Below are 26,732 nucleotides of genomic sequence, written 5' to 3'. Positions count from 1 at the left end.
TTCCCTTGAGGGCATGTGGCGCCTGGCGCCTGGCACCGGGGTGCCCGCCCTTGATAGTCATCGTCTAAGGCCGGACCGGCATAATTGTCGAACCGGGAAAACTGTGTCTTCTCATCTGGGAGCGGTTCGCTCCCGCTTAATAGTCGTCGTCAAACGCCGGGCCGGCATAGTTGTCGAACCGGGAGAACTGACCCTGGAAGGTGAGGCGCACTCGTCCTATGGGGCCGTTACGCTGCTTGCCGATGATGATCTCGGCGATCCCCTTGTCGGGACTGTCGTCGTGATACACCTCGTCGCGGTAGATGAACATGATCAAGTCGGCATCCTGCTCGATGGAGCCCGATTCCCGCAGATCCGAGTTGACCGGGCGCTTGTCGGCCCGCTGTTCCAGGCTTCGGTTCAGCTGGGAGAGCGCCACCACGGGGCATTGCAGCTCCTTCGCCAGGGCCTTGAGGGAGCGGGAGATCTCGCCGATCTCCAGGGTCCGGTTGTCGGACAGGGCCGGCACCCGCATCAATTGCAGGTAGTCGATCATGATCATCGACAGGCCGCCATGCTCGCGGGCGATGCGCCGGGCGCGGGAGCGCACGTCGGTCGGGGTCAGGCCGGAGGCATCGTCGATGTACATCTTGCCCTTCTCGAGCAGCAATCCCATGGTGGAGGAGAGCCGCGCCCAATCCTCGTCGTCGAGCTGGCCGGTCCGCACCTTGGTCTGATCGATGCGCCCCACGGAGGCGAGCATACGCATGATGATCTGCTCCGAGGGCATCTCGAGGGAGAAGATCAGCACCGGTTTGTCGGCGGTGAGCGCCGCGTGCTCGCACAGGTTCATGGCGAACGTCGTCTTGCCCATGGAGGGACGGGCCGCGACTATGATGAGGTCCGAACGTTGCAGACCCGCGGTCATCTTGTCCAGATCCCCGTAACCGCTGGAGACCCCGGTCACCCCGTTGTGGGGGGTCTTGAACAGCTCTTCGATCTTGTCGACCGTCTGTTCCAGGATGAGGTTCAGGGGTTGCGGCCCCTCGTTGGCGCTGGAGCGCTGTTCGGCAATCTGGAACACCTTGCTCTCGGCGAGATCCAGCAGATCCCCCGAGGTGCGGCCCTGGGGCTCGTAGCCCGCCTCGACGATCTCGTTGGCGACCGAGATCATCTCCCGCACCACGGCCCGCTCGCGCACGATTTCGGCGTAGGCGTTGATGTTGGCGGCGCTCGGGGTGTTCTTGGCGATCTCCACCAGATAGGCAAAACCGCCCGACTCTTCCAGCTGCTCGGAGCGCTCCAGCTCCTCCTGCAGGGTGATGAGATCGATGGGGTTGCCCGCGTTGGAGAGGCGGGTCATGGCCTGGAAGATGAGGCGGTGGGGACGGCTGTAGAAATCCTTGTCGATCACCCGCTCGGCCACCCGATCCCAGGCTTCGTTGTCCAGCATCAGGCCGCCCAGTACGGACTGTTCGGCCTCAAAGGAGTGGGGGGGAACTTTCAGCTGTTGTGTCTTGGCGTCTTTTTTCGCCGTCACTTGCTCTGCCATACACATAAAAACCGCAGCGGGAAGGGGACGGGAATTTTACAAAAGAAACCCCGCCATCGCGAGCGCTAATGCGCGTCATTCAACGAGCCCGCCTATCTTCCCCCCTCCTCTGGGTCAAGCCATGGCGGATTGGCATCCTCTGTTCGCATGGGTTCTGGTGATCCGGTCAGCGTCATAGCACGATAAAAGGCCACACCAGGGTCTGATCCTGCCCCTTGGCTCTCGCCTTGTTGCGCAGTCTGCGTTCTTTGCGGCTCGGTCGTCTGTTTTTCATCCAGCTTCTCCTGTTGCCGTCCCGGCAGGGACAATTCGTTCATGAATAATTCATGCCAAACATGGTAATCATAGTCGCAAGCTGCAACACAAAAAGGGACAGGCAGCCTGCCATGCGCCTCGCTGAGCTTGCACAAGCAGAGCATGCCCCCATCCACATGAGAGTGAAAAGAGTCAAAATGAAAAAGATGCTGACCCTGTTTGCCGTGATCCTGGCCATTGGCCTCGGGGCACCCATCGCCGAAGCCAAGAAGTTTGGCGGCGGCAAATCCTTTGGCAAGAGCTACAAGACGGCGCCGGCCCAGCCAGCACCGGCTGCGGCACCAGTGAACGGCAAGAACCCGACCCTGGCGGCGGCGCCCAAGAAGGGCGGCATGATGGGTGGTCTGCTGGGCGGCCTGCTGGCCGGTGGCCTGTTCGCCTATCTGCTGGGTAGCGGTGCCTTCGAAGGTCTGCAAGGCATGGACATGCTGCTGATCGCCCTGCTCGCCCTGGGTGGCGTCTTCCTGTTCCGCGCCCTGCGCAAGAGCAAGGCGGCGAGCGCCCAGCCACAGGCTGCCTATGCGGGCTACCAGCCTCCCCAGGCGGCTCCGCAGCAGTTTGAGCAGAGCCACAGCGCCCCGCAGGCGACCGGCTTTGCCGACAGCGACGTGCCTTTCCGTCTGCCGCCGGGCTTTGACATGAACGGTTTCCTGTCCGGTGCCCGTGATCACTACCGCACCCTGCAAGAGGCCTGGAACAAGAATGATCTGGAGAAGGTACGCGAGTACGTGAGCCCGGAACTGTACGAGAACCTCAAGGCCGAGCGCGCCGAACTGACCGGTGAGCAGCATACCGAAGTCATGTATGTGGACACCCAGCTGGTGCGTGCCGACTACGGCAGCGACTGGGCCCAGGTCAGTGTGCGCTTCAGCGGCCGCTACATGGATCGCCAGGAGAACGTCGAGGAGGACATCAAGGAGGTGTGGCACCTCGAGCGTGATCTGGCCAAGGACAATGCTCCCTGGCACATCGTCGGGATCGAGCAGCTGTAAGGCTCTCCATCCAGAAGAGATAAAAAGGCGACCTCTGGGTCGCCTTTTTCATGCCTTCATTTCTACGCCTGCTCATGCTGGCGCATGGGCAAGGTGCCGTGAATAACCAGGGGGGCACCGTGAGTAATATCCATGGCGGAGACTCGCGATAAGCGGAAATAAAAAGAGGCAGCCTGGGCTGCCTCTTTCACATGATGGTCAGAAAATGCGGTCGTTATTTGCAACCGTCGGTCGAGGTGGAGTTGATATAGCTCACTTCACCGGCTGGCTGATAATCCGCCACCTGTATGGTCTTCTTCGATTCGATATATTCCTTCAACACCCCGGCATCCACCAGACCGGCGTTGATGGTGTTGATCTTCGGATAGCCATCGCCACCGGCCGCGCTGAAGCTCGGGATGGAGAAGCTGTAGGTGGCAGCCGGATCGAAGGCCTTGCCACCCACGCTGGTGATGGCCACGCTCTTGGCCTGGCAATCCACCGCCATGTTGATGCCGCCGAACTGGGCATAACCGCCGGTGTTGACCGTCTTGGTCGCCACCTGACCCAGGTAGGTCACCAGCTCGCTGCCGCTCATGGTCGCCTTGTTAACCGTGTTGCCGAACGGGTGCACGGTCAGCACGTCGCGGTAGCTGATGTCACCGGCGGCGATGGAGGCACGCACGCCCCCTGAGTTGACGATACCGAAGTCGGTGCTCAGCTTCTCGGCGGTGGCGGTGGTGATGAGACGACCCAGGTTGGTCTGCTTGTTGCGCACATTGGCACGCTCGCCGTCCAGTACCCCGTCGGTAGACCCGATGACCACACCCAGTTCCTGCTGCCCTTTCTCTTGATAGGAGAGCAAGGTGTTGTAAAGCTCAGGATCCTTGGTGATTTCTTCTTGAATGAAGTCACCGGCCGCGTTCTTCAGGTTGACCGGAATAAGCTCGTAGCTGGTCAGGGTCAGCTTGCCATTTTGGTAGTCAAACTGGGCGCGCCCCACATACTTGCCCCACTCGTGGGCCTGCATGATCCAGGTGCCGTTCTGCTGATCCGGCTGGCAGTCGTCTCCCGGCTGGAAGTCGGCGTACTTGTCCGGGGTGCCCGGCTCCATGCAGACCGGGTTCTGGGAGTGGCCACCGATGATGGCATCCAGGGTGCCGGCCGGCAGCGCGCGCGCCATCTCCACATCACCCGGGGCGTTGCTGCCGTGCTGGCCATTCTCGTAGTGGCCCATGTGGGTGATGGCGAAGACCAGGTTCGCTTCCTTGTCGGCACGGATCTGCTGGCCCAGTTTGGCCGCTTCCGTGGTCGGGTCGCGGAATTCCAGGGTCTGGACGTTGTTGGGATCCACCAGCTGGGCGGTATCTTCCGTGGTCAGGCCCAGCACGGCGACCTTGAGGCCGTTGTCCAGCTTGAACACCTTGTAGGGGTCGAAGTAGCGCTTGCCGCTGGCCTTGTCATAGATGTTGGCGGAGATCATGGGGAACTTGGCCCACTCACGCTGTTTTTCCAGGATGCTCAGGGGGTTGTCGAACTCGTGGTTGCCCACCGCCATGGCATCGTAACGGATGCTGTTCATGGCCATGAAATCAGGCTCGGCATCCTGCAGGTCAGACTCCGGCACCCCGGTATTCACGTCACCACCGGAGAGCACCAGCACTTCGCTGCCCGCCGCCTTAGCGTCGGCGCGCAGACGCTCCACCAGGGTCTTCTGGGCCGCCATGCCGTATTCACCCTTGTCGTTGTGCCAGAAGCGACCGTGGGTATCGTTGGTATGCAGGACGGTGAGTTTGCAGACATTTTCAGTGCAGGGGGCGACACTTTCATTTTGGGAGGAGTTGCACCCACCCAGCGCGGCGAGCACAGCCAGTGCGATATTTCCTTTGACCAATTTATTATTCATTTCCATATCACCTTGTTATTTTGTTATTGGACGACCCAGCCTCGGGTCGGGCGGTAATATAACAAACAACATGTGACGGTTTTTCATCAGCGACTCACAAATTGTGCTAAATGTGATCCTTCGCGCAACCTCTTCTCCCACCGACATATTTCCCCCTGCCTTCAGCTGGCTCAGCACCATTTCATCGGGCCGGATGGCAGCCTGCCACCCAGGGTTATGGCATAATTCCCGCCAATCGATGCCAAGGAGAGCCGTGAATGGCCAAGTACGACAAGATTTCCCCCGAGACCCAGCAAGAGGCGATGAAACTGGCCCGCGCCAACCAGAAACCGGGCCAGACCAAGGAGCAGACCCAGCTCATCGCACAGGGGATCCAGAAGGGCATAGATGAATACAAAAAGCAGATGAAGGCCCGCGCCCGCGAGGCCAGCCGCCAGAAGAAATTGCAGGCCAAGGCGAAGTCGCAGCCACAGGACGAACATGAGGAAGAAAGCGAGGTCGAGATCATCGAGATCCGCCGCCAGCATCCCCTCCCCTGGGTGCTGCTGGGGCTGAGCTGGCTCGCCTTCGCCTGTGGCTGGCTCTGGCTGCGCTGAGCCACCCGCAAACCTTTGCCCTGGGATCGGCTTCACAGCCCGGGGCTCGGAGGCTGGTCATCCCTGACCCACCCTGATTACACTCGCCGCCCATCGTCTGGAGAAGCTCTATCATGAACCCGGCCCCGCTTTATCTATTGGCTCCCCTGGTGCTGTTCATCGTCACCCTGGTGCTCTACCGCATCTCGCCCCTGCGCGCCGTCGCGGCCGGCAGTGCCCGCTGGTTTATCCTGCCCGCCTTCACCCTCTTCATCCTGCTCATCGTCATCAATGGCGCGGCCGATCCCGCCCAGCGCAGCCCGGGCTTCCATTGGCTGATGCCGGGGCTCGGCTTCGCCCTCAGCCTGTTCCCAGCCCTGCCCAAGGCGCTGGTGCCTCGTCTGGCCATCAAGGAGGGGGCCTTCGCCGCCCTCGGCCTGATGCTGATGAGCCTGGCCATGGTGTATTGATGCAAGGCGTGATCGGCCGATGACTCATCAGGAGGCGCTCTGTGACGGGCGCCTCTTGTACAAACAATGGCCTGCGGGCATCTTGGTGGCAGAAATGTTCGCCAGGAGGCCAGATGACCAACCCGCCCGACTTCATGACCCTGTGGGATTATCAGGATCCCGCCGCCACCGCCAGCCGCTTCCAGGCCCTGCTGCCCGAGGCCCGCGCCGCCAGTCTTCAATGCGAACTGGAACTGCTCACCCAGATAGCCCGCACCCACTCCCTGCGGCGTCAATTTGAAAAAGCCCATCAGCTGCTCGACGAGATAGAACCCCGTCTCACCGATGCCACCCCGCGGGCCCACTTGCGCACCCTGCTGGAGCGTGCTCGCACGTTCAATTCCGCCGGCGACAAGGGCAGTGCCCGAGCCCTGTTTGAACAGGCCTGGCAGCTTGGACTCAAGCAGGGTGAGGATCATCTGGCCATCGACGCTGCCCATATGGTGGCCATCACAGCCCCGCTGGATGAGCAGAGCCGCTGGCATCAGCTTGCGATGACGCTGGCCGAGCGCAGCCAGGACGAGCGGGCCCGTGGCTGGCTGCCGAGCCTTTACAACAATCAGGGCTGGACCCTGTTCGAACTGGGGCGACTGGATGAAGCCAGGGCCTGCCAGCAAAAATGCCTGGCCTGGCACGAGCAGCACGACAATCCCGCCAAGGCCTTCATCGCCCGCTGGAGTCTGGCACGCCTCACCCGGGCACAAGGGCTGCACGAGCAGGCGATGGGGGAACTTATCCAGTTGCAGGCCGACATGCGCGCCGCCAGCGTCGCCGAGGATGGTTATCTGTTTGAAGAGCTGGGGGAGAATGCGCGGGTTCTGGATGATCCGGCCGCCCCCGAGTATTTCGCCAGAGCCTGGTTCCTGCTGTCACAGGATGGCTGGCTGCAAGCCAACGAGCCCGAGAGACTGGCGAGGCTCAAGGCGCTGGGCAAACTCTAGCGACACCAGAAGAGCAGCGGGGCGGCCAATTGGCCGCCCCGCACGCACCAACCTAGATGGCAGACAGCACTCTTAGCCCCGCCCTGCCTCTTCCCATCCCTGCTTCTTGCGGTAAATGGTGGAGGGGCTGATCTCCAGCAGTGCCGCCGCCTTGGGGATGTTGCCGTCACAGCTGGCGATGGCCTGCTCTATGGTCTCTTTTTCCACCAGCCAGAGGGGGCGTATGGGAGCCCTGCTCGCCGCCTGAACGGGAGAATCGGTGGCCGTTGCCGCCGGCAGTGGCACCATGCGCCCCTGGCTGCCATTGAGGGGGGGCGGCAATATCTCCGGGCTCACCAGCTCCCGGTCGTTGAGCACCACTATGTTGCGTACCACGTTCTGCAGTTCGCGCACGTTGCCGGGCCAGGGGTAGTCCAGCAGCACTCTCACCGCCTCGGCATCGAAGTCCTTGAAACGTTTGTTCTCTTCTTTTGCATAGCGCAGCAAAAGATCCCGTGCCAGCAGCAGAATATCCTCACCACGCTCCCGCAGAGGGGGCAGGCTCAGGGGGATGACGTGCAGCCGGTAATACAGATCTTCCCGAAAACGTCCCGCCTTCACCTCCACCAGGGGATCCCGGTTGGTGGCACAGATGAAGCGCACATCCACCGTCTCCAGCTTGCCGCTGCCGACCCGCTGCAAGGTGCCGGTCTGGATGAAGCGCAGCAGCTTGCTCTGCAGGTCGAGATCCATCTCGCAGATCTCGTCGAGAAACAGGGTACCGCCGTCCGCCAGACTGGCCGCCCCCTTGCGATCCCCCTGGGCGCCGGTAAAGGAGCCCTTCACGTGACCGAAGATCTCGCTCTCCATCAGATCGTGGGGGATGGCGGCGCAGTTCAGGGCGATGAAGGGTTGCTCCCGGCGCGGGCTGCACTGATGGATGGCCTCGGCGCACACCTCCTTGCCGGTACCGCTCTCGCCGGTGATGAACACGGTCGCCTTGCTCGGTGCCGCACTCTCTATGATGCGGTAGACCGCCTGCATGGGCATGGAGGCGCCGATGAAACCGGCGAAGGAGCTGCGCTCGAAGTTTTCCCGATACTGGGCGACCAGAGAACTGAGCTGCTGGTGCTTCAGGGCGTTGCCGGCGGTGGCGCACAGCCGCTTGCCGTCAAACGGCTTGGTCAGGAAATCGAAGGCCCCGAGGCGCATCGCCCCCACCGCCACGTCCACCGACCCGTGGGCGGTGATCACCACCACGGAGCAAGGCAGCTGTTGTTCGGTGATCTGCTGCAGTATCTCCATGCCGGACATGTCCGGCAGCTCCAGATCCAGCAACACCACGGGAGGGGGGCTCGCCAGCAGTTGCGCCAGCGCCTGCTGGCCACAATCGGCCAGCAGTACCTCATAGCCATCCTGGGCCAGATACTGCTCATAGACGACCGCCAGACTGCGGGTATCTTCCACCAACAGGACGCGAGGTTTGCTTTCAGCCACGGGATCCATCCTTGCGATTGATTTTGTTGTCTATTCTGCGGGCGATGAGCCACACACTCAAGCCATGACAGCCAGCTTTCTGAAGCCAGGCGCTGCCAGATGAAAGTAAAAACGGCTCCCTGAGGAGCCGTTTTTGTGCAGCATGCTGCTTATTTCTTGGCGTCCGCCGCTTCGGCAGCCGGCTTCTCGATAGCCAGCAGCTCGACGTCAAATACCAGCACGGCGTTCGCCGGGATGGAACCTGCACCGTGCTCGCCATAGGCCAGCTTGGACGGCAGGAAGAACTTGAACTTGGAACCGACCGGCATCAGCTGCACGCCTTCGGTCCAGCCCGGGATCACCTGGTTGAGCGGGAAGGTCGCCGGCTCGCCGCGATCGACGGAGCTGTCGAACTTGGTGCCATCGGTCAGGGTACCGGTGTAGTGAACCTTGACGATGTCGGTGGCCTTGGGCTTGGCGCCGTCACCCATCTTCTCGACCAGATATTGCAGGCCGGATTCGGTGCTCTTCACGCCCTCTTTCTTGGCGTTGGCGGTCAGGTACTCTTCGCCTTTCTTCAGGTTGTCCACGGCATCCTTGTCAGCCTTGGCCTTGGTCAGCTCGTTGATCTTGGCGTCGTACTCTTGCAGAACCTTCTGGATCTCCTCGTCGGTCATGCTGGCTTCTTTGCCCAGACCGTCGGTCACCCCTTTGAGGATGACGGTGTTGTCCAGCTTGATGCCGAGCTCTTGCTGACGCTCCAGGGTATTGGCGATATAACGACCCATGGAGAGGCCGATCGCATAGCCGGATTGCTCTTCAAAGCTCTTGGCTTCAGCCTTGGGGGCCTCTGCTGGCTTGCTGGCTTCTGCCTTCACCTCTGCATTGTTGGCAGCCGGCTTTTCATCTTTTTGGCAACCAGTCAGGCCGACGGTAACGGCCGCGGCCAGCAGGGACACCTTCAGAAAATTGTTCATCAGTTTCTCCAAAACTCTAAATACCGCTCTCGGTTCCTTCATGAAATGAGAGGTTTATAGTGATAAGCGCCTTATACTAACGCCCTGATCGCAGGTAACGAAAGCATGAGACAGGAAAAATGATCAAAAGTGCCATTTATCTCTTCGGTATTTGTCTGATGCTGACAGGTTGCGAACAGAGCTCATCCCCGGACCAGCAGATCCCCCTCGCCAGTCAGGGGTTGCTGAGTGCGGATCTCTCCAGCGATGGCCGACAGGCCATGGTCTCCAGTCTCGGACAGGGGACTGTGGTCTGGGATCTCGACAAGGGGCAGGAGCGCTGGCGTTGGCGGCAGTCCGACAGTCAGGACAACTTCGTCACCCTCACCCGCTTCTCCCCGGACGACAGCCATGCCATCACCGCCACCCTGGACACCTTCGCCATCTGGCGGCTGCAAGATGGCCAGTCCCAAGGCTACTACTCCCTTCCTGAATCCAGGCTGAGGGACGCCGCGCTCTCGGCCGATGGCACCCAGGTGCTGATCGGGCGCGAAGATGGCAAGGCGGAAGTGGTGGATACCCGCACCGGTCGCCGCTTGCAGTTCCTCGGCCACAGCGAGCAAGTCAATACGGTGGATCTCTCCCCCAACGGCCGTTACGCCCTCACCGGCGGCAACGACTACAGCGCCTACCTGTGGGATACCCGTACCGGCCAGGTGGTGTGGCGCTTCAACCACGGCGGCCGGGTGGTGATGGCAAGGCTCGACCCCAGTGGGCGTTTCGCCTTCACCGCCGACAGCCGCCAGGCCAGCATCTGGGATCTCAAGACCGGCAAGGAGCAGAGCCGGCTGCAGTTTGACCACCGCTTCGAGGTCTACACCGCGGCGCGCTTTGCCAACGACGGTCAGTGGCTCATCACGGGGGCCCCCTCCCGTCAGCTCTCCCTGTGGCGGGTGAGCGATGGCAGCCAGCTGCAGAGCTGGCGCGTCTCCCCCCATCCCAAGGTGATACCGCCGAGCGCTGTGGTCTATGGCGTGGCTTTGCGCGACAATAGCCACCTCGTCAGCGCCAGTTCCAGTGGCCTGGCCGAAATCTGGACTATCAAGTAAGGACCAACAGGCCCATGAGTCAGCAACTTAACGATCGCCTCGAGACCCTGGAAAGCCGTCTCGCCTATGCCGAATACACGGTGGAGCAACTCAATGACGAGGTGACCACCCAGGGTCGTGAGCTCGATCGGCTCAAACACCAGATCCAGCTGTTGATCGACAAGCTGCAGAGCGTGCAACCGAGCCAGATCGCCAGCATGGCGGAAGAGACCCCGCCGCCGCACTACTGAGTGCCGCGCCAGTCGCCCATAAAAAAACCCGCAACGAAGCGGGTTTTTTTATGATGTCAGAGGGCAGATCAGTGCTGGTGACCCTTGCCACCGCAACCGCCACCACCGCAGCAACCGCCGTGACCGTGGTCGTCGCCGTGATCATGACCGTGGTCGTGGCCGTGATGACCACCACCGCAGCAACCGCCGCCATGATCGTGATCATGGTCGTGATCGTGGCCATGGTCGTGACCGCAGCCACCGGCACCGTGCACATGGCCGTGGGCCAGCTCTTCGGCCGTGGCGGCACGCACTTCCTTGACTTCGACCTTGAAGCCCAGGGTCACGCCGGCCAGCGGGTGGTTGCCATCTACCTTGATGAACTCTTCGGAGACCTCGACCACGGTCACCGGGCGGTGGCCATCGTCGGTCTCGGCAACAAAGGTATCCCCTTCAGACACTTCCATGCCGTCGAACAGCTCGCCCGGCACTTCTTGCACCAGGTTCTCGTCATACTCGCCGTAGGCCTGGCTCGGGGTCAGGGTGACCTCGAATGCCTCGCCCACGCTGCGGCCTTCCAGCTCGGCTTCGAGGCCGGCGACCAGATAACGGGTACCGTGCAGATACACCAGAGGCTCTTTACCGACAGTGGTGTCGATGACTTCACCGTGTTCGTCGGTGACCGTGTATTCCAGCGTAACCACGCTCAGGGGAGCTACTTTCATGTCAGGGATCCTGCGGATAGAAAAAAACGGGGCCAGAATACCTCAAAAAGGTGGCCAAGCATATGATCTGCCCCGCCAAGGCGCGCTGAAAAATCCAGCAGACCACAGCGCCACTGACCAGACCCCGAATATACGGGCTGGCCTGCTGGCCGGAGGGGGCGGCGATAGCCGGTGGATGTCGCGGCTCCTGTCCCTCCGGTCAGGCGCCATGCCGACGGCCCTTATTCGGGACGAAACACCCCGATGACCTGTTCGGCGCCACGGGTCGCCTTGTCCACCTCGGCCTGGGTTTGCACCTGGGTGTCCCCGCAGTCGACACAGGTCACCTTCTCGACTCCATGCTCCATATACAGCATCATGGTGTCCATCTTGCCGCACGCCGGACAAACTGCACCGGCAATGAAGCGTTTTTTACGTCTGGTTTCCATTTTTGTTACCTCCAGGCAGCATCATATCAGGGTTTTCTTATGCATCACGCCATCGAATATCAGCATTTTTCCACTCCTCATCTGCAGATGGGTGCCCGCAAGCGCAGTCCGCTGGGCCAACTGCTGCGGATAACCCGGGGAGCGGCCCTGCTGAGGCTCGGCGCCCAGGAGTGGTTGTTGACGGCGGGCAGTCACTTCTGGCTCTGCAGCGATGCCCTCGCCGCCTTCACCCCCCTGGCGGGTTGCCAGCACGATAGGCTGACCTGCTCGGTACGGGTGGCACAGCCAACCCAGGCCGGCTGGCTGCAAGCCACACCGCTGCTGGATGCCCTGCTGGACAATCTGGCCAGCTGGGACAACACGCGCGACTGGCAGGGAGCCTATGGTCACCGCCTGCGGGTTGCACAGGACGAGCTGATGGCCTCCCCCCTGATGACTCAGGACAATGCTCCCTTGCAGGCGGCCTGGCAGTCCCTGCAGGCGGGTGGCTCCGCTGATGAGTCCCTCTTTGCCGCCGCCGGTCTGGATGCTCAATCCCTGCGCGATCAATGGCAGTTGCTGCAGGCCGCCCGTCTGCTCAGAAGTGGCAGCAAACAGGCGCAGGTAGTGGACAAGCTGGGTTACCAGGATGAAGCCGCGCTGGCCGATGCCTGTCAGCGCTGGCTCGGCCAGCCTCTGGCGGCCCTCTCCCAGCGCTGAACCGACCCTTACCCCCGGAAAAAACCGGGGAAAGGGATCCAGTTTTACGGCAAGCGGTCGCTAATAACAGACGAGTCATCTGCTTTGCAGACCCTATGCTGAACATCACCGTCTAGACCAACAGGACATCCGCCATGACGAGCAAGGCCAATCAATCCCAGGGCATGTTGCTGTTTCACCTCTCGGCCCGGCAATCTTTCGCCATCGGCACCCTCAAGGTGAAGGAGATAGTACCCTATACCCAGCTCACCGCCCTGCCCCACTCCCACCCGACCGTGCTCGGTGCCGCCAACATGCGGGGCACCACGATCCCGGTGATCGACATGGCGATGGCGGTGGGTTATCGGCGCATCGCCCGGGAGGAGATGGCTCAGTGCTTCATCATCATCACGGATTGCCGCCGCACCCTGGTGGGCTTCCTGGTGCGGGGCATCGACAAGATCACCGAGTGCAACTGGCGGGACATAGAGCCGCCCCCTCCCTCCCTCGGCCACAACGTGTTCGTGACCGGGGTCACCAAGGTGGGCGAGCAGCTGATCCAGCTGCTGGATGTGGAGCTGATCCTCTCCCGGGTCTATCCGGACGATCCCAGCCACCTCTATCCGGTGCTCACCGACGTGCAGCGCGAGCGCCTCAAGCCGATGCGGATCCTGCTGGTGGATGACTCCGCCGTCGCCCGCCGCCAGCTGATGGCGGCACTGGATTACATCAACATCCCCTACGAGGTTTGCACCAACGGTCGCGATGCCCTCACCCTGATGCAGACAAGGGCCGCCGAGGGGCGACCCATCGACATCCTGGTGAGCGACATCGAGATGCCGGGGCTCGACGGCTATGAGCTGGCCTTCGAGGTACAGAGCGAGGCCAAACTGGCGGAGGCCTACATTATCTTGCACACCTCCCTCTCCAGCGAGATCAGCGTGGAGCGCGCCCATCAGGTAGGTGCCCACGAGGCGCTGACCAAGTTTGAAGCCAATGAACTGATCCAGGCCATGCTGCGCGGCGCCGAGCACCACGACCGCCTGCCCGCCTGATGACGGAGGCGGGCCCCGGCTCGCCGCCGTATTTCCTCTTTGCGACGAGCCCATATGCTGATTGAAAGCCACTTCCACGCCCCCTGGTGGGCCCGCAATCCCCATCTGCAGACCATATTGCCCAAGTGGCTGCGCCGGGCGCCGGCCCGCTTTACCCCCGAACGGTTTGAACTGGCGGACGGGGATTTTGTCGATCTCGCCTGGAGCGGTGCCGTCGAGCAGGGTCCGAAACCGCTGCTGGTACTGTTCCACGGCCTGGAGGGGAGCATTCACTCCCACTACGCCAAGGGGCTCTTTGCCCATCTGCAGCGGCAGGGGAATGACGCCGTCCTGATGCATTTTCGCGGGTGCAGCGGCGAGCCGAACCGATTGCTGCGAGCCTACCACTCCGGCGCTATCGAGGATGCCGAGGCGCTGATCGCCGAGCTGGGCCGACGCTTCCCCGGCAAACCCATGGTGGCCATCGGTTATTCGCTGGGGGGCAACATGCTGGTGAATCTGCTGGCGCGGGCCTGCCCGAGGGAGCTGACCGCCGCCGTGGTCATCTCGGCCCCGCTCCTGCTGGCAAGCTGCGCCGATCGGGTCAATCAGGGGTTCTCACGGGTCTATCAGCGCTACCTGCTGAGCACCATGCGGGAGAATCTGCAGAGCAAGATCCGCCATCAGGTAGCTGCCCAGGCCACATGGCAACCGGAGCAGGTGGCGCGCATCGCCACCCTGCGGGAGTTCGACGAACAGGTGACGGCGCCGCTGCACGGCTTTGACAGTGCGGAACACTATTACCAGCGCTGCTCGGGGCTCGGCATGCTGGCGCGCATTCCCATTCCCACCCTGGTGATACACGCCGCCGACGATCCCTTCATGACCGGCGCCGTGATCCCCAAACCCGAACAGCTCTCCCCCCATATACGCTATGAGCTGAGCCGCCAGGGCGGGCATGTCGGCTTTCTGCACGGCTCCCCCTGGCGCCCCCGCTTCTGGCTGGAGGAGCGCATCAGCCAGTGGCTGCAGGAGCAGACTCAAGGGGCTAGCTGATAGCCGTTTCGCCCACCATCCTTGACCCGATAGAGCGCCTCGTCCGCCCGCACCAGTAGCTCGTCTATGCTCTCCCCACTGCGCCACAGGGCAATGCCCTGGCTCGCGGTCACCTGTTCGGAGACGCTGGAGTCGGCGTGGGGAATGGCGCAGAGGGCGAGCTCGCCGGCTATCCGTTTCGCCACTGCCTCGGCGGCCGCCGCATCGGCCCCGTACAGCAGGATCACGAACTCCTCCCCCCCGTAGCGAGCCACCACGTCCGTGGGCTCGCGCAACGAGGTGCTCAGGCAGTCGGCCACGGCGATCAGACACTCGTCCCCCCGCTGATGACCGTAGCGGTCGTTGAAGCGCTTGAAGAAATCCACATCCAGCAGGATCAGCGCCAGACGCTCGTGCTGCACCAGCACCTCCTTCAGCACCTGCTCGCTGACGGTGGCAAAGAAGCGCCGGTTCGCCACCCCGGTCAGGGGATCGCTGTTGGCCATGGCATCCATCTTGCGCGCCAGCACCAGGTTGTCGTGCTCGCGCTCCACCGCCAGTTCGAACCAGCGATTGAGCATGCGGCGCCCGGTCTCCAGCACGATGAGCAGGATCACCGTGGCCAGGATGTTCACCAGTACGAAGGGATCCGGGCTCCAGGTCGCCCGTATCATCAAAAACAGCAAGGGGGGCAGCGCCAGGGAGTAGAGCAGCCACCTGTCGCAATAAAACGCGATGAGCGAGGTCAGCAGCAGCAGGCTCATCATGTTGAAGACAAAGCTGAAGCCCGCCTTGAGATCCACGAAGGAGAGGGAATAACCCACCAGGGCCCAGCCCAGCCCCCCCATCAGGGCGAGGCCCCACAGGCAGGGCTGCCAGACGGACGTCGGCTGACGGGAGAGCCAGCGCCAGCCGAGGGGCAACAGCAGGCTGGCCCCGCCCATGGCGATCAGCTGCCACTCGTAGTACCAGGGCAGGGATTCCGAGACCGCCAGGTGCGCATCCCAATAGATGTAATAACGCGTCAGCAGGAACAGGATGGCGATCAGGTTGATCACCCAGAACCAGCGCAGCCCGCCGTCCAGGGCCCGCAAGCGCGCGTCATCCAGGTGATGATCGAAGTGGCTGGCGAGTCGGCGCTGCTCAACGGACAGCATGGGGGGCCCCGCTCAGACAAACTGCTTGCGCTCCGTGCCCAGACAAAGACAATGTCCGCATATCCATGACCGAAGATGAAACCATGATAATCCCCTGGCAAGAACTGGATCCGGAAACCCTCAATAACCTGATTGAACATTTCGTCCTGCAGGAGGGAACCGAATACGGTGAACAGGATGTCAGCCTGGCTGACAAGGTCGATGATGTCAGAAAACAACTGCAGCAAGGTAGTGCCGTCATTCTCTACAGCGAACTCCATGAGAGCATCAATATAGTTCCTCTAGAGTCCCTGCGTCATTTCGACGCCCAGGAGATGCCTGAATAAGGCATCAGCCCCCAGATTAGCGGCAGCTTTATTAACTGCAGATGAAATACCGTGTGGAATTTTATGAAACCCGCTCTTAAAAAATCAGCGTTTCATACTATCCCTTCGCCCCATCTCGCCCTGTGCCGACCACAGAACACACTTGACCGCACTTTGATCATCCCCTTATAACGGGACTCCCAAGGAAGAGAGAATTCTATGTCGGCCAAGCATCCCATCATTGCGGTTACCGGTTCGTCCGGTGCCGGCACCTCCACCTCCACCAATGCCTTCCGATCCATGTTTCACCAACTGGGTTACAACGCGGCCGTGGTGGAGGGGGACAGTTTTCACCGTTATACCCGGCCCGAAATGGACGTCGCCATCCGCAAGGCCCGCGAGCAGGGTCGCCACATCAGCTACTTCGGACCCGAGGCCAACGACTTCGGCCTGCTGGAATCTTTCTTCCAGGAGTATGGCCAGAACGGCAGCGGCCAATATCGTCGTTACCTGCACAGTTTCGACGAGGCGGTCCCCTTCAACCAGATGCCGGGCACCTTCACCCCCTGGCAGGCGCTGCCCGGCGAGACGGACTTGCTGTTCTACGAGGGGCTGCACGGCGGCGTGGTCACGGAGGAGCACAACGTGGCGCGCCATGTGGACTTCCTCATCGGCGTGGTGCCCATCGTCAACCTGGAGTGGATCCAGAAACTCATTCGCGATACCTCGGAGCGCGGGCACTCCCGGGAAGCGGTCACCGACTCCATCGTCCGCTCCATGGACGACTACATCAACTTCATCACACCGCAATTCTCCCGCACCCACATCAACTTCCAGCGGGTACCCACAGTCGACACCTCAAACCCCTTCAGCGCCAAGGTGATACCGAGTCTGGACGAGAGTATGCTGGTGATACGGTTTCGAGGCATCAAGCAGGTGGACTTCCCCTACCTGCTGTCGATGATCGACGGCGCCTTCATGTCCAGGATGAACACCATAGTGGTGCCGGGGGGCAAGATGGGCTTCGCGATGGAGCTGATCCTGCGCCCCCTGATCCAGCAGCTGATCGAAACCGGCAAGATCACCTGAACCAAGGAGTTCACGATGCGCGCCGCACTTCTCTCGTTGACACTGGCCACCCTGCTGGGTGGCTGCAGCACCGGCCCTGCCGCCCCCACGGTGGAAACCGGCACCATGGTAGTGCGTCCGGCCGATGGCTGGCGCTACGGGGCGACCCCGCGCTATGCGCTGGCCGAGCAGTTCCAGTATGCGGGCAACAGTGCGGCCCCCTGGCTGGAGCCGGTGCAGCAGGCGGTCAGCCAGGATCTCGATGGCCGTGGCTGGCGAAGCGTTCCCCTCGATGAGGCCGATGTCTGGGTGGCCATCGGCGTGGCCGGCAGCAAGGACATGAGCGATGGGGAGATCTTCTCCCGCCTCGGCATGACGCCGGGGTTGCAGGCCAAGAGTGACGCCCGCAAAGGCACCCTGGCCATACTGCTGCTCGATCGCCAGAGCCAGCAGACGGTATGGAGCAGCGCCATCCAGCTCGCCAGCGACGTGCCCATCGACGACGACAGCCGGCGTCAACTCAGCCAGCAGCTTGCCGCCCAGTTGCTGGGCGCCCTGCCCCGCTAACCCCCAGAAACACAAAGGCCCGCATGATGCGGGCCTTTTGACACACCAGACAGACGAGCGCTTACTTGAGCTCGCAGGTGAGCAGGGTCACACCATTCTTGACCAGGGTGGCGTTCTTGTCCTGATGGGTGAAGGTGGTCACACCGTCTGAATAACTGGCGGACTCCTTGGCAGAGTCGATACGTCCCAGCTTGTGATAGACCCCGGCATAGGGGAATTGCACCATGTCGGCCTGGGCATCATAGGTGATGGCCAGCAGCTCTTCCCCGCACTGGTACTGGCTGTACTGATACTGGGTCGGCTGCGGCATGCTGCAGGCGGCCAGCCCAAACAGGGGGAGCAACATCATTATTTTCTTCATTGTAATTTCCTTATGTCATGGTGTTATCGGCAGATCGAGCTACGCGTATCAAGCCTCAAGGATTTGATAACTATGAGTAATTTCTACGGCTTTTTCCAACATCAGGGAAACTGAACAATATTTTTCCATCGACAAGTCCACCGCGCGGGCGACCTGTTTCTCGGCCAATCCCTTGCCGGTGACGACGAAATTGAGATGGATCTTCTCGAACACCCGGGGCACGGACTCGGCACGCTCCCCTTGTAGCTCCACATGGCAGGCGGTCACGGATTGACGCGCCTTCTCCAGGATGGAGACCACGTCGATGGAACTGCAGCCACCGACCGCCAGCAGGATCATCTCCATCGGGCTGGCACCCTCGCCCGGGTTGGCGCCGTCCAGGGTCACCTGATGACCGGACTCGCTCTCGCCCACAAACTTCATGCCTTCCACCCAGCTGACCTTGGCTTTCATCTCACATTTCCTCTCAATGACGACGTTTCTGACGCCCATAGCATACCTCAAGCAGGGGCCGTGTGGCACATACCCATATTCTCGCGAACTTCCCGCCTAATAGATCGAAATCAACATTTTCTTGCCGTCTCTTGCCTAGAATGGCCGGGGCAACGCAACAGGACGAAACAAGAGGCGACTCGCAAAAGTCCCCGAAGCCTTGTCAGCACCGACAAAGGCTCTTATTCTACTGCGACCCGATACAAGGAATGGCAAGCATGGCACCTTGCCCGGACGCACGAGTCCACAAAAATGACACTACAGAGGAAGTCTCATGATCATTGGCAAACCGCAAAGCGATCCCACCCTTGAGTGGTTCTTGTCGCATTGCCACATTCATAAGTATCCCGCCAAGAGCACCCTGATCCACGCCGGCGAGAAGGCAGAAACCCTCTATTACATCGTCAAGGGTACCGTCGCCGTCCTGATCAAGGACGATGAAGGCAAGGAGATGATCCTCTCCTACCTGAACCAGGGTGACTTCCTCGGCGAGATGGGCATGTTTGAAGAGAACGAGAATCCGGAGCGTTCCGCCTGGGTTCGTGCCAAAGGCGCCTGTGAAGTCGCCGAGATCTCCTACAAGAAATTCCGCCAGCTGATCCAGGTCAACCCGGACATCCTGATGCGCCTCTCCGGCCAGATGGCCAAGCGCCTGCAGCACACCAGCCAGAAGGTCGGCAACCTCGCCTTCCTGGATGTGACCGGCCGGATCGCCCAGACCCTGCTGAACCTGGCCAAGCAGCCGGATGCCATGACCCACCCGGATGGCATGCAGATCAAGATCACCCGTCAGGAGATAGGCCAGATCGTCGGCTGCTCCCGTGAAACCGTCGGCCGCATCCTCAAGATGCTGGAAGAGCAGGAGCTCATCTCCGCCCACGGCAAGACCATAGTGGTGTTCGGCACCCGCTAAGCGGGTTCACAGGCGGCCCTGCAACGGGCTGCCGGATAAAAAGGGCTGCCACGGCAGCCTTTTTTGATCGCCTCCCCTATAATCCCGAACGCCTTTCCCTGGCTGCAACCAAGCGAGTACTTATGCATCTTCAATGCCCCCTTTGTCGCGGCGCCCTGCATCTTCATGAAGCCTCCCGTGGCGTCTATTGCGACAAGAAGCATCACTTCGATCCGGCTCCGGAAGGCTATCTCGATCTCATCCCGGGCACCAAGAACCCGAAAGACAGCGACAGCCGCACCCTGCTGCGCGCCAAACGCCGCTATCTGGAGCAGGGCCACCAGCTGCCCGTGATAGAGGCCATGGCGGCCATGCTGGCCCCTCTCGGCGCCCATGAACTCATTCACCTCGGCTGTGGCGAAGGCTATTACTGCCGTGCCCTGGCGGAGCGACTGCCGGGCTGGCGTGTCGGCGGCTTCGATCTGGCCAAGAACGCCATCTTCGCCGCCAACAAGGCCCAGCCAGACGGCCAGTTCGTCATCGCCGATCCGGCCCGTGCCCCGCTGCAGGCGGGCACGGCCCAGGTGTTGCTGGTCAACGACCTCAAGGTCAAGACCGAGCTGCTGGTCAACTGGCTGGCACCGGGCGGCTATCTGCTCTATCTGCAGCCGGGCCCACGACATCAGTGGCAGTTGAGGGTCAGCCTCAACCCGGTGAGCATGGAGCACCCCCTCAGCTGGCCAAGCCTCGCGGGCCTCGAGCCCGTGGCCAAGGAGCGCTGCCAGTTCAGCACCGGGCTGGATCAAAGCCTGCGGGAACACATCCTCGAGACCAGCCGCCTCGGCTGGCGCGCCAGCGGCGAACAGCGCCATGCCTTCACCCATCAGGGGCCGGACGAGCTGGAGCAGGACCTGCTGCTCGGCCTGTGGCAAAAACCGCGCTGATCCATTCTCTTCAGATCAAAAAAGGCCCGAAAGGGCCTTTTTTCTATCACCTGGCGAGTCCGAAGACATCGCCACATTTATGCACTGTCATCAGTTGCAGCTCGCTGCCCCCTGATCGACCCAGACGGCAGACTTGCCGGGCTCGTCGCCCTTGGTCCAGTACTGCGCCTTCCACTTGCGGCCGTTATAGGTGGTGAACTCCCCGGCGTTGTAGGCCACACCGGCATTCCAGCCAAGCTGCACCGGGCTCACCAGCTTCCACTGATCCGCAGTCTGGCTCGGTTCGTTGCCCTGGGTCCAGTACTTCGCCTGCCACACCAGTTGCTTGTGGCTCACCTTGTCATTGGTGTTGTAAACGGTGCTGGCACTCCAGGCCGGATGGTTTGCCGCATCCGGATCGGTTGCCTCACAGCCACCACCGGTGCTGACCGGTTTGACGGTCAAACGGGTAGTGGCGCTGGCATCCAGGGAGCCATCGGTCACCACCAGCGTCAGGTCATAGGCGGTGTCGCTGGTGACGCTCGGGCCCGTGACCACCAGGGTCGCACTGTTCTGACCGGTGGCGGTCAGACCCGCCGGCAGGCTCCACTGATAGGTCAGGGCATCGCCGTTGGGATCCGAGGCGGTGGCCTTGATGGTCACCTGCTTGCCGGACTCCACGGTGGCGGTGGCCGGTACTGTGACCACGGGGGCCAGGTTCGGCTGCGGCGCCTTGTTGGTCACCACCACCTGATCCTTGGCCGTGAGGTTGTGATCGTCGGTGACCGTCAGCTCGAACACCAGATTGATGTCCGCACTGACGCCGTCCAGTACCACACGAGCCTTGGCTTGCGTGGCGTCGAGCAGGGAGACCTGCGGGCCGGAGACCTGCTTCCAGGAGTAGGTCAGCACGCCGCTCTCGGGATCGTGGGAAGCAGAACCATTGAGGGTCACCTCGGTCGGGCCGGTGACGCTCAGATCGCTGCCGGCGTTGGCCACCGGTGGCTTGTTGGCGGGCGGCGTGGTGCCTTCACCGTGACCGAGCCCCTCGTGCATGGCGTTGAGGATGTCACCGTTGTCCGCATCGATTTCCCAGGCAAACAGACCGCCGAGCTGGTTAGCCAGCACATACTGCCCCTTGGCCTTGACCGAACGATCGTTGTCGAAGCTGATGAGATCGCCGGTGCTGGCCTTGAAGACGTATGGCGCTTCGGCCACCTCGTCATAGCCCTGCTCCCAGCCCGCGCCCATGCGGTTGTTGACGATGTCGCGATAATCCACCACACCGTTCTCCCAGGTGCCCTTGACGGGGCCGGTGGCGGTGCCGGTGAAGGGGTTGCCGGCCGAGTAGCCATTGACCCCAGTCCAGCCACGGCCATACATGGCCGCCCCCACCACGACCTTGCCCGGGGTGACCCCCTGGCCGAGCAGCGCCTTGACGCCCTTGTCGGTGGTGTACTTGGTGGCAGGATCCCAGTTGGAGGCAAACAGGTTGGTCTGGTGAGCCAGGTTCTTCAGATCGAAGGCGCCGCTGAAGTCGTAGCTCATCAGGAAGATGTAATCCATGTACTGCTGGGCCGCCTGATAGTCGACCTTAGCAATCTTGTCGCCGCCGGCGCTGATGGCCGAAGTCAGCTCATACTGGCGGCCGGTCTCGGCTTCCAGTTCATCCAGCATGGCGCGCAGCTCTTTCATCAGCACCACATAGGTGGCACCGTCAGCCGGGCCACCCAGGCTGGGGTTGGCGCCCTGACCGCCCGGGAACTCCCAGTCGATATCCACGCCGTCGAAGAATTTCCAGGTCTGCAGGAACTCTTTGACCGAGGCGACGAAGGTGTCACGCTTGGTCTTGTCCCCCAGGAAGTAGAAGGGGTCGGACAGGGTCCAGCCGCCCACGGAAGGGAGGATCTTGAGGTCCGGATAAGCCTGCTTGAGGGCCATCAGGTTGCCGAAGTTGCCCTTGTAAGGCTCATCCCAGGCGCTGAGGTTGCCTTGCGACATCTGGATCGCTGCCCAGGGATCATGGATGGCGACCTTGAAGTCTTCGCGACCGGCGCACGCACGCTGCAGCGCCTCGAAGCTGCCGGAGATCTCTTTCAGGCTGTCGTTGATGCCATTACCGCCGCAGATGGGGGTAAAGCCATAGAGGATATGGGTCAGGTTCTGGGCCGCGACCTTGTCCACGGTGAACTTGCGACCATAGACGCCCCACTCCACGTAGTAGGCACCCACCACCTTGCCGGACTTGTTGACGTAGGGCTTGTTGTTCTCTTGCAGCGGCGCCTTGAGAGGGACCAGATGGCTACCGTCCGTATCGGCGACCATCAATTCCTTTTTGTCGGAGAGGGTACAGCCATCGGCGTTGCACAGGGCCACCTGCATCTGGTAGCGACCACCCTTGGTGACCTTGAAATTGGCGGTACCCGCCGCGCTGGCGGTGCCGGACCACACTTCCTTGCCATCGAGCAACACCTTGGCGGTCTGGCCCACATCACCGGACCAGAGGTTCCAGGTCACGCTGACCGGGGCCCCATCCTTGTGGACGGTGACCAGCTTGTTGTAAGAGGTGGCAGCCTGATCGACTTCAACGATGGCGAACTTGGTGGGCCCCGACCCAATGGTGGGTTTACCAGGGGCGGCGGCGAAGGCGGAGGTAGAGCAGATCCCCCCGACCAGCAAGGCCAGCAGGGAATGTTTTGGACTGAACATAGTTGAACTTCCTTATTTCGTTATTGGTATGAACAACGAAAAAGGCAACGCAACCTGACAGGTAACGCAGACAACATCGCCACCATGGCTTGGCTCCATGGACGATACAACCTGTGGTGGCCCCGCTATCTTAGGTACTCGGACCCTTAGACCGGAGGCTTTGCGTCCCGGGCTTTCACCCGGTTTGCCTTTTTGCACAACTTGATTTGCGACGAAAATAATCGCCGAATGACTATAGATGAGAGAGCTGGCCCCGCCACCTAGTAAATATGACAGTGAGAGGGACTCACTATTGACAGTTGGCTGCGATCACGCAGCCAAAAGATAGCAACGTCGCCGATAGTCTGGATTGATAACCATTATCACCCCGACCAATCAAAGATGGATTCTGTGAATGCAGTCACGCAATGGGTAGCAGCAGGCTGTTCATCAGGGCCCTGAGCTTGAGGGGTTTGACCGGTTTGCTGATATAGCCATAACCGTGTTCACGGATCTGGGCCTGCAACTCGCTCTTGCGATCCGCACTGATGATGATGCCGTCGATGCCATTGCCATGGGCCAGCCGGATCATGTGCAGGGCCTGCAGCCCCGTCTTGCCGTCATCGAGGTGATAATCCGACAGCACCAGCCTGGGCAGGAAGCCACCGGCGATGAGATCCTCCGCCTGGGCCTGGCTCTGGGCACAGCGTACCTCGCAACCCCAACGCCCCAGCAGGGAGGCCATGGCGGTGAGGATATCCTCCTCGTTGTCGATGCAGAGGATCCTGACCCCCTCCAGCTGGCTGTCCCGCACCACGGGGGCTGCCACCGGTTGTGGCTGCACGGGGCGGGCCGCGAGATTGAGGGTGATGGCAAACACCGAGCCCACATCCGGCCAGCTGCGCAGCGAGAGCTGATGGCCCAGCACCAGGGAGATGCCGCGGGCGATGGCGAGCCCGAGGCCAAGCCCCTGCTCGCGGGCGGTGCGGGAGTGATCGAGGCGGGAGAACTCGTCGAAGATGGTCTCCTGCTTGTCGTAGGGGATGCCGGGACCATTGTCCCACACCTCGATGCGCACCTTGTTCCCGAGCCGGCGACAGCCGAGCAGCACCCGCCCCCCCGGGTTGTAGCGAAACGCATTGGTGAGGAAGTTTTGCAGCACCCGGCGCAGCAGGCGCACGTCGCTGTGGACCGCGAGCCCGCTCTCCACCACGGAGAACTGGATATCTCCCGCTTGCGCCAATACTCCGAACTCTGCCTTGAGGTTGTCGAACACGTCCCTCAGGGCGAAGTCCAGCTTCTTCGCCTTGAACTTGCCCGCTTCGAGCCGGGAGATATCCAGCAGATCCGTGATGAGATCCTCGGTCGCCCCCAGGGCATCGTCGATGTGGCGGGCGATCCGGATCTGCTCTGCCCTCTGCTCCACTCCCTGCTCCCCTGGCAGCATCTCCAGCAGGGAGGAGGTGAACAGCTTGGCGGCATTGAGGGGCTGGGTGAGATCGTGGCTCACCGCCGCGAGGAAGCGGCTCTTGGAGTGATTGGCCCGCTCCACCTGCTGGTTCACCAGCAGCAGCTGGCTGTTGAGCGCCGACAGCTCGCGGGTACGCTCCGCCACCCGCGCCTCCAGGTGCTCATTCGCTTCCCGCAGCACCCGCTCCGCCGCCCGAAACGGGGTGATGTCGGTGAAGGTCATGACGAAGCCTCCCGCCGGCATGGGGTTGCCCTGCATCTCGATCACCCGGCCATCCGGCCGCTCCCGGGCCGAGACGTGGGGGCTGCCCCGCTGCATGAAGGCGACACGGCGCGCCACATGGGCTTCAATTTCACCGGGGCCGCACAGCCCCTGCTCGGCGTTGTAGCGAATGATCTCCTCGATGGAGCGTCCCACCTGGATGAGGCCGTGTGGATAGTGGAACAGCTCGATATAGCGTCGGTTCCAGGCCACCAGCTTGAGCTCCCTGTCCACCACCGAGATCCCCTGCCCCATGTGTTCGATGGCCCCCTGCAGCAGACCCCGGTTGAAGCGAAACACGTCCGAGGCCTCGTCCACTATGGTGGCGATCTCCTCGAGCTGCATGTTGCGCCCCTGCAGGGCGGAGGCCAGTACCAGCCGCGCCGACGAAGTGCCGAACACCCCGGCCAGCAGCCGCTCCGTGTGGGCGATAAGTTCGGCCGAGGCCTGCATCTGGGGCGCCAGGGTGCCGCCGTGCTCGCCGGCGAAACGGCCGAAGGCCCGTTTGACCCGGCTGGATCCCACGAAACGGGCCGCCAGCATCTCCAGCTCCTTGACCGAGACCCGCGCCTGATAGAGGGTCGCCTGATCCCGGCTCGGCTTGCCGACGAAGTTCGCCGCCTGCAGCCGCTCGCTCACCGCCGCCCGCGACAGCAAGGATCCCGCCACATAGCCCGCGAGGTTGAGCAGCAGGCTGATGAAGATGCACCAGGCCCCGAGGCTCAGCTCCCGGAACGCGGGCCAGTTGGGCGGTGCCAGCAGGGCCTCCAGGGGGGAGCCCGCCAACAGGCCGCTTTCCGCCAGCAACGTCAGGAACCAGAGGCTGACCCCGAGGCCGAGACCGAGGTAGACCCCCTTGCGATTGCCATGACGCCAATAGAGGCCGAGCAGCAGCGCCGGGGCAAACTGGGCCACGGCCCCGAACGACAGATAGCCGATGCGGGAGAGGCTGGTGAGATCCCCGAGCCAGAGATAGAGGGTCCAGGCCGCCAGCAGGATCAGCAGGATGACGCCGCGGCGCACCTGCAGCAGCAGCCGCATCAGCCGCTCATCCCGCCCCTGTTGCCAGAAGCGGCGCAGCAACACCGGCAGCACCAGATCGTTGCTGACCATGATGGCCAGGGCGATGGTACAGACGATCACCATGCCGGTGGCCGCCGAGGTGCCGCCGAGGAAGGCCAGCATCGCCATGCCGTCGAATCCCAGGGACATGGGCAGACTGATGACATAGGTGTCCGACCCCAGATCCGCCCCCACCCACTGCTTGCCCGCCAGGGCCAGAGGCCAGATGAAGAGCCCCATCAGGAACAGATAGAGCGGGAAGACCCAGCGCGCCCAGTGCAGATCCTGCCCCTGGTTGTTCTCCACCACAGTCACATGGAACTGGCGCGGCAGGCAAATGACGGCGCACATGGCCACCAGCGTATAGATGGCGAGCTCCAGCAGGCTGCCCGGGGAGACATCCACCACGGCATCCATGAAGTCGCTGGCCACCAGAGAGCGGCTCTGGCTCGGCTCGCTGATGATGAGCCAGAGCGCGAAGCCCCCCACCGCCATGAAGGCGAGCAGTTTGACCAGGGACTCGAAGGCGATGGCCACCACCATGCCGCGATGGTGTTCGGTGGCATCCAGGTTGCGGGTGCCGAACAAAATGCTGAAAAGGGCGAGTATGAGAGTGACGCCCAGAGCCAATTCCCCGGTATTGCCAGTGGGCCCTGCTGGCACCGAGTTCGCCATCAGCAGATCCAGCCCTGTGACGATCGCCTTGAGCTGCAAGACCAGGTAGGGAAGTATCCCCATCACGGCGATCAGGGTGATCACCATGGCCAGTCGCTGGGACTTGCCATAGCGGGCTGCGATGAAATCGGCGATGGAGGTGATGTGCTCGCGCTTGGCCACCAGGATGAGGCGGGCCAGGAGCCGCCAGCCGAACAGGAACACCAGCATGGGGCCGAGGTAGATGGGGACGGGAGACCAGGGGGACTCGCTGGCCTGGCCCACGGTGCCGAAGAAGGTCCAGGAGGTGCAATAGACCGCGAGCGACAGGCTGTAGAGCAGGGGCTGCCCCTTGAGGCGGCGGCGCTTGCTCTTGTCCGCCACGAAGGCGATGAGGAACAGCAGGCCCAGATAGGCGAGCGACAACCCGATCAGCAACCATCCTTGGTGCATC

The 26,732-nt window shown here is 62.0% G+C and carries 25 protein-coding genes and 1 riboswitch; of the genes, 14 read left to right on the top strand and 11 right to left on the bottom strand.

All coding sequences use genetic code 11. From position 1 onward, the window contains the following. Positions 1–136: 136 nt before the first annotated feature. Positions 137–1,531: a replicative DNA helicase gene (dnaB, locus tag ABNP46_RS04465; protein WP_349921229.1), complete on the bottom strand. Its 1,395-nt coding sequence runs from the start codon at positions 1,529–1,531 to the stop codon at positions 137–139. Positions 1,532–1,983: 452 nt separating this feature from the next. Here dnaB and ABNP46_RS04460 point away from each other — a divergent pair, with 452 nt between their 5' ends. Continuing rightward, positions 1,984–2,838 carry a Tim44 domain-containing protein gene (locus ABNP46_RS04460; protein WP_349921228.1) on the top strand — a complete coding sequence of 285 codons (855 nt, stop codon included), beginning with the start codon at positions 1,984–1,986 and terminating at the stop codon, positions 2,836–2,838. A gap of 214 nt (positions 2,839–3,052) precedes the next feature. Here the strand turns inward: ABNP46_RS04460 and ushA are convergent, their stop codons facing one another. Next, the gene (gene ushA, locus ABNP46_RS04455; RefSeq protein WP_349921227.1) at positions 3,053–4,723 is read right to left on the bottom strand and encodes a bifunctional UDP-sugar hydrolase/5'-nucleotidase UshA; all 1,671 of its coding nucleotides are present in this window, start codon (positions 4,721–4,723) and stop codon (positions 3,053–3,055) included. Between the two features lie 257 nt (positions 4,724–4,980). Between ushA and ABNP46_RS04450 the strand changes: the two genes are divergently transcribed. From ABNP46_RS04450 to ABNP46_RS04440, 3 genes are all read left to right on the top strand, one after another. Next, a complete protein-coding gene (locus tag ABNP46_RS04450; protein ID WP_349921226.1) occupies positions 4,981–5,319 on the top strand; it encodes a DUF2956 domain-containing protein in 339 nt (112 codons plus the stop codon). Between the two features lie 113 nt (positions 5,320–5,432). Continuing rightward, a complete protein-coding gene (locus ABNP46_RS04445) occupies positions 5,433–5,768 on the top strand; it encodes a hypothetical protein (protein ID WP_349921225.1) in 336 nt (111 codons plus the stop codon). A gap of 113 nt (positions 5,769–5,881) precedes the next feature. Continuing rightward, a complete protein-coding gene (locus ABNP46_RS04440) occupies positions 5,882–6,748 on the top strand; it encodes a tetratricopeptide repeat protein (protein WP_349921224.1) in 867 nt (288 codons plus the stop codon). Positions 6,749–6,820: 72 nt separating this feature from the next. Here ABNP46_RS04440 and ABNP46_RS04435 read toward each other — a convergent pair whose 3' ends face one another. Together ABNP46_RS04435 and fkpA are read right to left on the bottom strand one after the other, a co-directional pair. Beyond that, entirely contained in the window at positions 6,821–8,224 is a 1,404-nt protein-coding gene (locus tag ABNP46_RS04435) for a sigma-54-dependent transcriptional regulator (RefSeq protein ID WP_349921223.1), read from the bottom strand. A gap of 149 nt (positions 8,225–8,373) precedes the next feature. Next, positions 8,374–9,180, bottom strand: coding sequence for an FKBP-type peptidyl-prolyl cis-trans isomerase (fkpA, locus tag ABNP46_RS04430; protein WP_349921222.1), 807 nt, complete (start codon positions 9,178–9,180; stop codon positions 8,374–8,376). A 119-nt stretch (positions 9,181–9,299) separates the two neighbouring features. On the opposite strand from fkpA, the gene ABNP46_RS04425 reads away from it, so the two are divergent. Both ABNP46_RS04425 and ABNP46_RS04420 read left to right on the top strand, forming a co-directional pair. Next, on the top strand, positions 9,300–10,268 hold the full coding sequence (locus ABNP46_RS04425; protein WP_349921221.1) for a WD40 repeat domain-containing protein: 969 nt from the start codon (positions 9,300–9,302) through the stop codon (positions 10,266–10,268). 14 nt (positions 10,269–10,282) lie between these two features. Then, positions 10,283–10,498, top strand: a complete 216-nt coding sequence (locus ABNP46_RS04420) for a SlyX family protein (protein ID WP_349921220.1) — start codon at positions 10,283–10,285, stop codon at positions 10,496–10,498. Between the two features lie 68 nt (positions 10,499–10,566). On the opposite strand, the gene ABNP46_RS04415 is transcribed toward ABNP46_RS04420, so the two are convergent. Both ABNP46_RS04415 and ABNP46_RS04410 read right to left on the bottom strand, forming a co-directional pair. After that, positions 10,567–11,202 (bottom strand): FKBP-type peptidyl-prolyl cis-trans isomerase, encoded by a 636-nt coding sequence (locus ABNP46_RS04415; protein WP_349921219.1) that lies wholly within the window; start codon positions 11,200–11,202, stop codon positions 10,567–10,569. 221 nt (positions 11,203–11,423) lie between these two features. After that, positions 11,424–11,630 carry a YheV family putative zinc ribbon protein gene (locus tag ABNP46_RS04410; protein ID WP_349921218.1) on the bottom strand — a complete coding sequence of 69 codons (207 nt, stop codon included), beginning with the start codon at positions 11,628–11,630 and terminating at the stop codon, positions 11,424–11,426. A gap of 39 nt (positions 11,631–11,669) precedes the next feature. On the opposite strand from ABNP46_RS04410, the gene ABNP46_RS04405 reads away from it, so the two are divergent. The 3 genes from ABNP46_RS04405 (at position 11,670) to ABNP46_RS04395 (ending at position 14,398) form a co-directional block, all read left to right on the top strand. Next, positions 11,670–12,329 carry a hypothetical protein gene (locus ABNP46_RS04405; protein ID WP_349921217.1) on the top strand — a complete coding sequence of 220 codons (660 nt, stop codon included), beginning with the start codon at positions 11,670–11,672 and terminating at the stop codon, positions 12,327–12,329. A gap of 134 nt (positions 12,330–12,463) precedes the next feature. Continuing rightward, positions 12,464–13,363: a chemotaxis protein gene (locus ABNP46_RS04400; RefSeq protein WP_349921216.1), complete on the top strand. Its 900-nt coding sequence runs from the start codon at positions 12,464–12,466 to the stop codon at positions 13,361–13,363. Positions 13,364–13,417: 54 nt separating this feature from the next. After that, positions 13,418–14,398, top strand: a complete 981-nt coding sequence (locus ABNP46_RS04395; protein ID WP_349921215.1) for a hydrolase — start codon at positions 13,418–13,420, stop codon at positions 14,396–14,398. On the opposite strand, the gene ABNP46_RS04390 is transcribed toward ABNP46_RS04395, so the two are convergent. Next, on the bottom strand, positions 14,383–15,534 hold the full coding sequence (locus ABNP46_RS04390) for a GGDEF domain-containing protein (RefSeq protein ID WP_349921214.1): 1,152 nt from the start codon (positions 15,532–15,534) through the stop codon (positions 14,383–14,385). The two genes, ABNP46_RS04395 and ABNP46_RS04390, sit on opposite strands and share 16 nt — an antisense overlap. An 83-nt stretch (positions 15,535–15,617) precedes the next feature. Here ABNP46_RS04390 and ABNP46_RS04385 point away from each other — a divergent pair, with 83 nt between their 5' ends. The 3 genes from ABNP46_RS04385 to ABNP46_RS04375 all read left to right on the top strand — a co-directional run bounded on the left by ABNP46_RS04385 (position 15,618) and on the right by ABNP46_RS04375 (position 17,474). Continuing rightward, complete coding sequence (locus ABNP46_RS04385) at positions 15,618–15,860, top strand: YheU family protein (protein WP_349922375.1); 243 nt, start codon at positions 15,618–15,620, stop codon at positions 15,858–15,860. A gap of 198 nt (positions 15,861–16,058) precedes the next feature. After that, complete coding sequence (locus tag ABNP46_RS04380; RefSeq protein WP_349921213.1) at positions 16,059–16,928, top strand: phosphoribulokinase; 870 nt, start codon at positions 16,059–16,061, stop codon at positions 16,926–16,928. Between the two features lie 15 nt (positions 16,929–16,943). Next, entirely contained in the window at positions 16,944–17,474 is a 531-nt protein-coding gene (locus tag ABNP46_RS04375) for a DUF4136 domain-containing protein (protein ID WP_349921212.1), read from the top strand. 61 nt (positions 17,475–17,535) lie between these two features. Here the strand turns inward: ABNP46_RS04375 and ABNP46_RS04370 are convergent, their stop codons facing one another. Further along, positions 17,536–17,835: a hypothetical protein gene (locus ABNP46_RS04370; RefSeq protein WP_349921211.1), complete on the bottom strand. Its 300-nt coding sequence runs from the start codon at positions 17,833–17,835 to the stop codon at positions 17,536–17,538. A 48-nt stretch (positions 17,836–17,883) separates the two neighbouring features. Continuing rightward, positions 17,884–18,288, bottom strand: coding sequence for an OsmC family protein (locus tag ABNP46_RS04365; RefSeq protein ID WP_349921210.1), 405 nt, complete (start codon positions 18,286–18,288; stop codon positions 17,884–17,886). A gap of 313 nt (positions 18,289–18,601) precedes the next feature. Between ABNP46_RS04365 and crp the strand changes: the two genes are divergently transcribed. Both crp and ABNP46_RS04355 read left to right on the top strand, forming a co-directional pair. Continuing rightward, complete coding sequence (gene crp / locus ABNP46_RS04360; RefSeq protein ID WP_010673237.1) at positions 18,602–19,240, top strand: cAMP-activated global transcriptional regulator CRP; 639 nt, start codon at positions 18,602–18,604, stop codon at positions 19,238–19,240. A 122-nt stretch (positions 19,241–19,362) separates the two neighbouring features. Then, a complete protein-coding gene (locus ABNP46_RS04355) occupies positions 19,363–20,163 on the top strand; it encodes a putative RNA methyltransferase (RefSeq protein WP_349921209.1) in 801 nt (266 codons plus the stop codon). A 90-nt stretch (positions 20,164–20,253) separates the two neighbouring features. On the opposite strand, the gene ABNP46_RS04350 is transcribed toward ABNP46_RS04355, so the two are convergent. Together ABNP46_RS04350 and ABNP46_RS04345 are read right to left on the bottom strand one after the other, a co-directional pair. Beyond that, positions 20,254–22,851 carry a glycosyl hydrolase family 18 protein gene (locus ABNP46_RS04350; RefSeq protein ID WP_349921208.1) on the bottom strand — a complete coding sequence of 866 codons (2,598 nt, stop codon included), beginning with the start codon at positions 22,849–22,851 and terminating at the stop codon, positions 20,254–20,256. Positions 22,852–22,963: 112 nt separating this feature from the next. Then, positions 22,964–23,050: riboswitch (cyclic di-GMP riboswitch) on the bottom strand. Positions 23,051–23,251: 201 nt separating this feature from the next. After that, entirely contained in the window at positions 23,252–26,731 is a 3,480-nt protein-coding gene (locus tag ABNP46_RS04345; protein WP_349921207.1) for a hybrid sensor histidine kinase/response regulator, read from the bottom strand. Position 26,732 lies beyond the last annotated feature (1 nt).

Origin of the sequence: Aeromonas veronii, from assembly GCF_040215105.1 — a bacterium.
Classification (GTDB): Bacteria; Pseudomonadota; Gammaproteobacteria; order Enterobacterales; family Aeromonadaceae; genus Aeromonas; species Aeromonas veronii_G.
The sequence above is the reverse complement of the archived record's forward strand: the minus strand, read 5'-3'. Positions and strand labels throughout refer to the sequence as shown.

Coding starts and splice junctions, on each gene's coding strand:
- ABNP46_RS04450 (WP_349921226.1), top strand. CDS start 4,981: ATGGCCAAGTACGACAAGATTTCCCCCGAGACCCAGCAAGAGGCGATG.
- ABNP46_RS04345 (WP_349921207.1), bottom strand. CDS start 26,731: ATGCACCAAGGATGGTTGCTGATCGGGTTGTCGCTCGCCTATCTGGGC.
- ABNP46_RS04380 (WP_349921213.1), top strand. CDS start 16,059: ATGTCGGCCAAGCATCCCATCATTGCGGTTACCGGTTCGTCCGGTGCC.
- ABNP46_RS04395 (WP_349921215.1), top strand. CDS start 13,418: ATGCTGATTGAAAGCCACTTCCACGCCCCCTGGTGGGCCCGCAATCCC.
- ushA (WP_349921227.1), bottom strand. CDS start 4,723: ATGAATAATAAATTGGTCAAAGGAAATATCGCACTGGCTGTGCTCGCC.
- ABNP46_RS04420 (WP_349921220.1), top strand. CDS start 10,283: ATGAGTCAGCAACTTAACGATCGCCTCGAGACCCTGGAAAGCCGTCTC.
- ABNP46_RS04365 (WP_349921210.1), bottom strand. CDS start 18,288: ATGAAAGCCAAGGTCAGCTGGGTGGAAGGCATGAAGTTTGTGGGCGAG.
- dnaB (WP_349921229.1), bottom strand. CDS start 1,531: ATGGCAGAGCAAGTGACGGCGAAAAAAGACGCCAAGACACAACAGCTG.
- ABNP46_RS04375 (WP_349921212.1), top strand. CDS start 16,944: ATGCGCGCCGCACTTCTCTCGTTGACACTGGCCACCCTGCTGGGTGGC.
- ABNP46_RS04370 (WP_349921211.1), bottom strand. CDS start 17,835: ATGAAGAAAATAATGATGTTGCTCCCCCTGTTTGGGCTGGCCGCCTGC.
- crp (WP_010673237.1), top strand. CDS start 18,602: ATGATCATTGGCAAACCGCAAAGCGATCCCACCCTTGAGTGGTTCTTG.
- ABNP46_RS04445 (WP_349921225.1), top strand. CDS start 5,433: ATGAACCCGGCCCCGCTTTATCTATTGGCTCCCCTGGTGCTGTTCATC.
- ABNP46_RS04415 (WP_349921219.1), bottom strand. CDS start 11,202: ATGAAAGTAGCTCCCCTGAGCGTGGTTACGCTGGAATACACGGTCACC.
- ABNP46_RS04385 (WP_349922375.1), top strand. CDS start 15,618: ATGATAATCCCCTGGCAAGAACTGGATCCGGAAACCCTCAATAACCTG.
- ABNP46_RS04355 (WP_349921209.1), top strand. CDS start 19,363: ATGCATCTTCAATGCCCCCTTTGTCGCGGCGCCCTGCATCTTCATGAA.
- ABNP46_RS04405 (WP_349921217.1), top strand. CDS start 11,670: ATGCATCACGCCATCGAATATCAGCATTTTTCCACTCCTCATCTGCAG.
- ABNP46_RS04400 (WP_349921216.1), top strand. CDS start 12,464: ATGACGAGCAAGGCCAATCAATCCCAGGGCATGTTGCTGTTTCACCTC.
- ABNP46_RS04410 (WP_349921218.1), bottom strand. CDS start 11,630: ATGGAAACCAGACGTAAAAAACGCTTCATTGCCGGTGCAGTTTGTCCG.
- ABNP46_RS04440 (WP_349921224.1), top strand. CDS start 5,882: ATGACCAACCCGCCCGACTTCATGACCCTGTGGGATTATCAGGATCCC.
- ABNP46_RS04350 (WP_349921208.1), bottom strand. CDS start 22,851: ATGTTCAGTCCAAAACATTCCCTGCTGGCCTTGCTGGTCGGGGGGATC.
- fkpA (WP_349921222.1), bottom strand. CDS start 9,180: ATGAACAATTTTCTGAAGGTGTCCCTGCTGGCCGCGGCCGTTACCGTC.
- ABNP46_RS04425 (WP_349921221.1), top strand. CDS start 9,300: ATGATCAAAAGTGCCATTTATCTCTTCGGTATTTGTCTGATGCTGACA.
- ABNP46_RS04390 (WP_349921214.1), bottom strand. CDS start 15,534: ATGCTGTCCGTTGAGCAGCGCCGACTCGCCAGCCACTTCGATCATCAC.
- ABNP46_RS04460 (WP_349921228.1), top strand. CDS start 1,984: ATGAAAAAGATGCTGACCCTGTTTGCCGTGATCCTGGCCATTGGCCTC.